At 64.2% G+C, this 8,212-nt stretch carries 5 protein-coding genes; 4 read left to right on the top strand and 1 reads right to left on the bottom strand.

What is annotated here, in order from left to right; translation table 11 throughout:
• From ACMA5I_RS14965 to ACMA5I_RS14950, 4 genes are all read left to right on the top strand, one after another.
• Positions 1-547: hypothetical protein (locus tag ACMA5I_RS14965; protein ID WP_525887084.1), on the top strand; the 547-nt coding region annotated here is incomplete at its 5' end.
• Positions 548-735: 188 nt separating this feature from the next.
• Positions 736-1,500 carry a hypothetical protein gene (locus ACMA5I_RS14960; protein ID WP_525887083.1) on the top strand — a complete coding sequence of 255 codons (765 nt, stop codon included), beginning with the start codon at positions 736-738 and terminating at the stop codon, positions 1,498-1,500.
• Between the two features lie 176 nt (positions 1,501-1,676).
• On the top strand, positions 1,677-3,263 hold the full coding sequence (gene xrtD / locus ACMA5I_RS14955) for a VPLPA-CTERM-specific exosortase XrtD (RefSeq protein ID WP_525887082.1): 1,587 nt from the start codon (positions 1,677-1,679) through the stop codon (positions 3,261-3,263).
• An 89-nt stretch (positions 3,264-3,352) separates the two neighbouring features.
• The gene (locus ACMA5I_RS14950) at positions 3,353-4,777 is read left to right on the top strand and encodes a mannose-1-phosphate guanylyltransferase/mannose-6-phosphate isomerase (RefSeq protein WP_525887081.1); all 1,425 of its coding nucleotides are present in this window, start codon (positions 3,353-3,355) and stop codon (positions 4,775-4,777) included.
• Positions 4,778-4,834: 57 nt separating this feature from the next.
• Here ACMA5I_RS14950 and ACMA5I_RS14945 read toward each other — a convergent pair whose 3' ends face one another.
• Positions 4,835-8,203, bottom strand: a complete 3,369-nt coding sequence (locus ACMA5I_RS14945; protein ID WP_525887080.1) for a hypothetical protein — start codon at positions 8,201-8,203, stop codon at positions 4,835-4,837.
• Between the last annotated feature and the right edge of the window lie 9 nt (positions 8,204-8,212).

Genomic DNA, 8,212 nt, shown 5'->3' with positions numbered 1-8,212 from the left:
GGACAATCTGCTGACCGGCGAAGGCTATCTCGCGGTCTGTATCGATCCCGAGGGCGATCTCTTCACCGTCGAGGACTCGCCGCGTCCCGAGGATGCGCTGGTCTATTGCGTCGATGAGGAGCTGCCGAGCTTCATCACCGATGTGCTCGACCAGAGCCGTCTCGACGAGGCGACCTGGCTGCTCAATCAGGCCGAAGGCCTGCTCGGCAGCACGGTCGACACCGATGGCGACGGCATTGATGAGACGACCCTCGATTTCCAGGATCTCTTCTACGCCACCTGGCAGCTCGTCAACGAAGACACGCTCAAGCCGGGTCAGATGGACACGATCGATGGCTATCCGGGGGCTGGCTACATGGTCGATCTCGCGCTGGCCAATGGCGATGGCTTCGTGCCGGGCGAGGGCGATCTCGTCGGGGTCGTGGTCGCGCCGATGATCGAAAGCAATGGCGACGGGCTGATCGACGAGACCGATGCCAATGTCGGTCAGATCATGCTGATCGGTGTGCCGTGGGATGAGCTCGCACAGGATTGCGTCTGCGGCTAATCGCCTCGGGCTTGAGAGAAGGGACGGTCAAAGCGTTGTTTTGCCGTCCCAAACTCCCTCCCTTGGGATTGATGCAGCGCAAAAATACCTTGGGGCGGATTTCCGCTTATGTTAGTTAAGAAATCGTTGACGCGGCGGCATGCGATGAGCGCAAGGCCAAGGCGCAACGGGTGAGGAAAGAGGACATCATGTTCAAACAGTTTATCGCAACCGCTGCTGTGATTGCCGCTCTGCCGGCCGCAGCTCTGGCCGCGACCGAAAATGCGACCCTGGTGGGGGATGCATCGCTCAGCACAACGTCGATCGAGGCGCTCGACCGTACGTTTACCTTCAACAAATTCGACGAGCAGGGCGGCGACCGCACCCTGACCGGCGCGATCTTTACCTTCGAGTTCGACTATTCGGCGCAGCTCCAGATCACCAACACCTCGCAGGTCACGCTGAAGACCGACAAGGCGCAGGACTGGGAATTCGGCCGCACGGTGTTCCCGGATTTCGATGCGAAAACCTATGCGACCGGCGAGAGCGTCATCACCGGCTCGGAAGGCGGGGAAGAGACCGCGTTCACCTTCAACAACTATGATGAGCTGGTGATCACCGGCCTCGACCAGATCGGCATCGGCGAAACCGCCAATGCCAGCACGTCCATTGGCGGCACGGCGACCGTGACCTTCGAAATCGATGCGGCGGATCTGGCCAGCTACATTGCCGCCAGCAGCGATGACAGCGTGTCCTTCGACGTGCTGAGCACCGCGGATCTGCAAAACCCGCCGATCCGTTGGGCCGCGGGCGGCACCGCCTCCTATGGCTGGCTGGAATCGGCGCTGGTCTCCGGCTCGGGCGTCTACACCTACACCTCCAACGTAGCTCCCGTGCCGCTGCCCGGCGGCCTCGCGCTCCTCGGCCTCGGCGTCGCCGGCCTCGGCCTCGCCCGCCGCAAACGCAGCGCATAAGCGCTCCGGCCAAGGCGCGCACAAACCGCGCCTTAACCAACACAGAGAGACCGCCCACGGGCGGTCTTTTCTTTTTTGTTAACTGCGCATAAGTGTCCTTCGGACAAGTTTGGTGTATAAAGCCTTGAGACAGTGGGGCGAACACATGTCTTTGGGTGAGTAAGAGTGAGAGACGCATGACCATTTCTTCCGATAGTCTTTCGGCACGGCAACCTGTTGGATTCGGGCTGCTTCTTCTGGCAATTGTGGCGTCGCTGCCGGTGTTCTGGCCGGGCTTCACCTCGCTTTTGCAGGCCTGGCAACTGCCCGAATACAGCCACGGCCCGATCATTCCGCTGCTCTCTTTCTACCTCTTCCTGCACGATCTGAAGCGCGTCCCGGAGCCGAATGCGCCCATTACGGACCGCTGGCCGGGCCTGATTGTCGCCGTTTTCGCCCTTTTCATCGCCCTTGTGGGCCAACTCGTCCGCATTAACGACATTGTGACCTATGGGCTGATCCTCTGGGTCGGCGCACTCATCCTCATGACCATGGGCTGGAAACGCGGCTGGCCGATGTGGCCGGGCGTGCTGCATCTCGTCTTCATGCTGCCGCTGCCGCAGTTCATTTACTGGAAAATCTCGACCAGCCTGCAATTCATCTCATCGGAGCTCGGCGTCTGGTTCCTGCGCCTCCTGTCGGTGCCGGTTTTCCTCGAAGGCAACATTATCGACCTCGGCCTCTACAAGCTTCAGGTCGCCGAAGCCTGCTCGGGCCTGCGCTATCTCTTCCCGATCATGTCCTTCTCCTACGTCTTCTGCATGCTCTACTCGGGGCCGCGCTGGCACAAGGCCGTGCTGCTGCTCTCCGCCGTCCCGATCACCGTGCTGATGAACTCGGTCCGCATCGCCATCATCGGCGTGATGGTGGACAATTACGGCATCGGCATGGCCGAGGGCTTCCTGCATTTCTTCGAAGGCTGGGTGATCTTCGCCATCTGTATCGCCATCCTCTTCGGCATGGCCATCGCGATGCAGCGCTTCTCCAGCGACCCCAAACCGCTCTCCGAAGCGCTCGATATCGACTTCACCTCGATCCGCCCGGAACTCGCCCGCGTCGGCACCATCCCCTTCATCCGCCCGCTCGCCATTGCGGCGGCCATTGCGGGTGCACTCTCGGCGGCGCTCATCTTCGCGCCCGAGCGTGAGGCGGAAGTCCCGTCCCGCGCGCCCTTCGCCGTCTTCCCGCTCTCCGTCGATGGGTGGCAGGGCGTGAGCAGCCGCCTCGATCCGGCCATTGAGGGCGTGCTGAAAGCCGATGACTATCTCGACGCCAGCTATGTGAAGGCGGGCGAGGGCGCTCCGGTGAACCTCTTCATGGCCTTCTACCGCGACCAGACGGACGGCTCCGGCATCCACTCGCCCGAGGTCTGCATTCCGGGCGCGGGTTGGGAGATCAAGAACATCCGCCCGATCCAGAAGCCGCAATCCGTGGAAGGGTTCGAAAACCTTCAGGTCAACCGTGCGGTCATCACCAAGGGGCTGGAGGAAATGCTCGTCTATTACTGGTTCAACCAGCGGGGCGCGCAGCTCACCAACGACTTCAAAGCCAAATTCCAGGCGATGAAAGACCAGATCGTAATGGGCCGGAGCGACGGCGCGCTGATGCGGGTGCTGACCCCGATCCGCCCGGACGAGACCGAAGCGGATGCCGAAGCGCGTCTCGACGCCTTCCTCGCGACCTCGCTGGACCAGATGCCGCGCTTCATTCCCGGCGCGGAGTAAGCGGCTCACCCCAGACCTTTCGCCGCGGTTAATGGCATTTTAACCTTGATACCGCTGCTATAGGGTCATGGCGATGTGAGGAGGCGATGATGATCCATCCCGTGATCTTGTGCGGCGGCTCGGGCACGCGGCTCTGGCCGGTGTCGCGCCGCAGCTATCCCAAGCAGTTCGCGGAACTCGCCGGGGAAGAGAGCCTGTTCCAGCAAACCCTCGCGCGGCTGCGCGGCCCGCAATTCGCCGCGCCGCTGGTCATGACGGGCCGCGAATTCCGCTTCACCGCCGCCGCGCAACTCGACGCCATGCATGAGCCGGGCGCGCGCCTCGTGGTCGAGCCCGCCCCGCGCAACACCGCGCCCGCGGTTCTGGCCGCCGCGATGATGCTGCGCGACCGTCCCGATGATCTCATGCTCGTCGCGCCCTCGGACCATCTCATCAAGGACATGCCCGCCTTCCACGCCGCGCTCGACGCCGCCGTGCCGCTCGCCGCCTCGGGCCAGATCGTCACCTTCGGCGTCACGCCCGACCGGCCCGAGCCCGGCTATGGCTATCTCGAACTCACCGGTCCGGCGGACACCCCGCAACCACTCCAGCGCTTTGTTGAGAAGCCCTCCGCCACCAGCGCCGCCGAGATGATCGCCTCCGGCAACTATCTCTGGAATGCCGGCCTGTTCCTCTTCCGCGTCCGCGACATTCTCGCCGCCTATGAGACCCACGCCGCCGAAATGATCGCCCCCGTCCGCGCCGCCCTCGCGGAAGCGCGCCACGAATCGGATTTCATCCACCTCTCGGTGATCGCGTGGGAAACGCTCCCCGACATCTCCATCGACTACGCGGTGATGGAGAAGCTGGACGCGATCTCCGCCGTCCCCCTCAATTGCGGCTGGAGCGATCTCGGCGCGTGGGACGCCCTCTGGCGCGAAGGCGCACAGAACGAGACCGGCGTGACCGTCACCGGCGACGCCCGCGCGATGGAATGCCGCCAAAGCTACCTGCACAGTGCCCCCGAAGGCCCGCATCTGGTCGGCCTCGGGCTGGAGAATATTGCCGCCATCGCCACCCGCGACGCGGTTCTGGTCGCGCCCATGGACCGGCTTCAGGAAGTCGGGCAGGTCGTCAAAACCCTCAAGGCCGAAGAGCGCCCCGAGGCCGAGCATTTCACCCGCACCCACCGGCCATGGGGATGGTTCGACGTGCTCTCCGTCGGCCCGCGCTTTCAGGTGAAGCGGATCATGGTGCGGCCCGGCGCGAAGCTCTCGCTCCAGCAACATGTCCACCGCGCCGAACACTGGATCGTCGTCACCGGCAGCGCGCTCGTGACGCTCGGCGAGACCCGCAAAATCATCGGCGAGAACGAGTCGATCTACGTGCCCCTAGGGGCCATGCACCGGCTCGAAAACCCCGGCAAACTGGACCTGCACCTCATCGAAGTGCAAACCGGCGCCTATCTCGGCGAGGACGACATCGCTCGTTTCGACGACATATACCAGCGCGAAACCACCACCGAAAAAAGCTAAGGGGCGCAGGCGATCACCGCCCACGCCCCGCTTTATGCTGCGCAGCAAAGTCTCGGGTTAAGCCGCGCTCGGCGCATCCCCCAGAAGCGTCCAGCCACCGAGATCCCCGGTCCATTCTCCAAGAGTCCCGCCAAGGACGAAGTCCGGCTGACGGCTTGGCACGCTCCCCTCCGCCGTCGTCTCAAACCAGACCCGCACGCCGGAAATCGCCTCGCCTGCCAGCGGCTCATTCGCCGAATGCAGCGACTTGTTGAAGAGCAGCAAGAGCCGTGTCGGATCCATCGACCCATACGGATCCGCAATCACCGCATCGGTCCAAAGCGCATCATTATGGAACGTCTTGATCCGCCCCGTCTCCATATCGAGCGAGAGCCGCAGCCGCGTGATCGCCGCAATATCCGGCACCTGCCGCGTCGCATAATCACCAAATTCGCTCTTCACACGGGTCTCAGGATCCTTAACCAAAATCCGCTCCGCTACGCCCTTCGCGGTCGACCCAAGCTGCCAGACAAACTGCAAACCGGGGTCCGCCGCGAGCGTATAGAACGCGCTTGGCGGCAGTGCAAACTCGCCCTCAATCTCAATCGTCACGCCCTTCGGTGTTGCGTCCATGGCGCTATAGCTCGGCGATTGCAGCCACGTCCCGCCGCTCGCCAGCCGCACCGCCGCGCCCGTATTCGTGACCTCCGAGAGTGCAGCAAAAACCGCAGCATTATCCGGCAGCGTCGCCACCGGCACCCCTTCCAAACCGGGGTAAACATCGCTCGCCAATAGCGGCGTGTTCATCCACGCTTCCGCAGCCTGATCGGCCTCGACCCGCAACATCCCGGTCGCACCACCGCGCCCATAGGTCACGACATCCTCCTTCGTCCAGAGCGCACCATCCGGCTTGCGTAGCGCGACACGCCCCCCCTCAATCGCGGCATAGCTCGCCGCCACGCCATTGACCTCAAAGCCCATCACCTCGGTCCGATGCGCGTCGGTCCCGTCAATCGGCGGCAACCCGCGCGCGAGCCGCGTCGTCGTCAGCGCCCCCGCCGAACTGCCCCAATAGAGCGTGACCCCATCCGCCGACAGCTCCGCCTGATCCAGCACCGGCAGCGGCGTTTCGCTCAGCCCGAGCGCATAGATCGCGCCAACCGCAACCAGCCGCCCGAGCCGCTCGATCCCATCCGCATCATCCGGGCTGGCATGGGGATCGAGCGGCGAGACCGCCGAACCCGTGCGGAACGATGTCGGCGCAAAGCCGACATAGGCAAAGGCCCCACCCGCCGCCGGGTTCTCCGCCAGCGCCCGCACCGACAGATGCGCCGCCTCATAGGCCATGTGCATGTGGCTCGTCGCCTCGCCATCAGCCAGCGTCACCGCATTGCTGAGATCCTCTTTCAGCACCCGCTTCTCCGGCGCCATCAGACAAAAGCGCGTCACCGCCGGATCGAACAGATCGGTAAACGCGTGATCAAGTCGAATGCTGCTCTGCCCCGCCGGACCCGTCACGGTCACAGACCCGCGCCCGAGCGTCGTCCCATCCCAATCCTGTCCAAGCGCAACGGCCATCAAATTCTGCCCATAGTTCGGGCCCCATTTGCTTGCCGAAGTCGCATAATGCCAGAAGAGCAGCGCCCCGATCTCCGCCCCATCGGCCCGCGCCAGCGCCACACTCGCTTCCAGATCCGTCCATTTGCGCTCCGACTTTATGTCATCCACCAAAACCGACAGCGCCTCCCCGGACTGCGCCAGATCCACAAACATCACTTTCTCGCCCGGCAGCGTGCCGGACAGCGTCTCCGCCATCGCTTCCATCGACGCTTTGACGCCCGCCGCCGCCTTCACATGAACCAATTTCGGCGCGCTCGCATCCTGGCTTTCATCGCTGTAAACCACCTGAATATCGCCCTCCGGGAGCGACAGCGCCGGGCCGTCCGTCCCGTCCTGCCCGCTGAAAATCTGCGCCTTCAGCGACTGGTCGAGCAGCGCGACCACATGCCCGGCCCCAAATCGCTGTTCGCTCGTGACGCGCGCGTCCGCATCACCCGCAGCCCGCAATTCCACGCGATACCACGACGTGTTGCGCAAAACGCTGATCTCACCCTGCCAATCGCCGTCCGCATCCGCCGCGCCAACACGCTGCCACGCGGTCGAGGTCGCGCCCTCATCCTCAGTGCTGACCGCCCGCGCCTCGATCTCCGCGCCCGCCGTTGCCGTACCAGACAGCGGCACCGTCGCCACGTCCCGGCCAAAGGCCGCGCCGCTGTCGAAAATCGTCAAATCGCGGGTGAAGGGCGTCAGCGTCAGGTCGCTCTCGGCGGGCGTATCGTCGATGATCTCCGCCGGAAGTGTCGCAATATTGAGCAAAATCTGCGCCTCGCCCATGGCGTTATTTGCCGTGATCGTCAGCGTGTAGAGCGCATCTGCCGCGACTGGACCCGTGGTGATCAGCGCACGGCCCCGCACCGCAAACGGACCGTCGCTCTCGGTCAGCGCAAATTCCACATCGCTGTTGTCGGCATGAAGCTGGGCGATCTCCGTCCCCGCCGGGGTCTTCGCCGCAACCAGCGGCGCAGCCGGATCGACCACAAGTCCGCGCGGCACATCGCCGTCAATGGTCAGCGCGAAACTTTGGCTCACGCTGGCCTCGCCGCTCGTCGCGGTAATCGTCACCGCAAAAGGCGGAATATCCGTCGCCTCCAGATCCCGCGCCAGCGTCAGCGCCGCACCGTCGATGGCAAAAAGACCCGCGCCGCCTGCCAGCGTAAACCGCAGATCGCCCGCCATGGTCGCGCCGATCTGGGCCACCACATCCCCGGCCTCCGCGCCATCGGCGAGGCTCAGGTCCGACAGGCCAATCTCCGGCTTCGGCGCCGCCGCGTGCCAGCTTTCCGCGCCGTCCTCGAAAATCTGGTGAACGCAACGCCCCTCCAGCCAGAGCGCATCGGCATAGCCCAGCACATTCGCAAACGGTCCATCCGCCGCCTCGCGCAGGATCGCGAAATTCCCGGCGCTGCGGTTCGCCTCATCCATCGCAGCGAACGCCTCCGCCGTGACGAATCTCAATTTGCGCGGCACGAGCGCCGCCGCGGGCCGCAGCGAGCTGATATCCTGCGCCGGGACATCCAGCACCGTCAGCGCGCCATAATCGAGCTTCGCGCTCTGCGTCGCGCCGTCCTCCGCGCGGTAATGATACTGCGCAACCACTTGATAACGGCTGCCTTCCGTACCGCGCGCATTGGGCCAGACCTCGGCCTCAAAACGCGCCGTCCCGTCCGCCTCCGCCGACAGCGCCACCTCAAATGTCTCATTCGTCGCCACCGCAATGGTGCCGTCGAAATCCGTTCTGTCCAAGGCGAACCGCACCTTGCCGCCCGTCACCGGCTCCCCGCCCGAGGTGCCGATGTGTCCTGTGACCTTAACCCGCTTCAATGCCATCTTGCCGCT

Source organism: Jujubicoccus corallicola, from assembly GCF_047345645.1.
Taxonomy (GTDB): Bacteria; Pseudomonadota; Alphaproteobacteria; order Rhodobacterales; family Rhodobacteraceae; genus JBLEFH01.
The sequence above is the reverse complement of the archived record's forward strand: the minus strand, read 5'-3'. Positions and strand labels throughout refer to the sequence as shown.

Coding starts and splice junctions, on each gene's coding strand:
- ACMA5I_RS14960 (WP_525887083.1), top strand. CDS start 736: ATGTTCAAACAGTTTATCGCAACCGCTGCTGTGATTGCCGCTCTGCCG.
- xrtD (WP_525887082.1), top strand. CDS start 1,677: ATGACCATTTCTTCCGATAGTCTTTCGGCACGGCAACCTGTTGGATTC.
- ACMA5I_RS14950 (WP_525887081.1), top strand. CDS start 3,353: ATGATCCATCCCGTGATCTTGTGCGGCGGCTCGGGCACGCGGCTCTGG.
- ACMA5I_RS14945 (WP_525887080.1), bottom strand. CDS start 8,203: ATGGCATTGAAGCGGGTTAAGGTCACAGGACACATCGGCACCTCGGGC.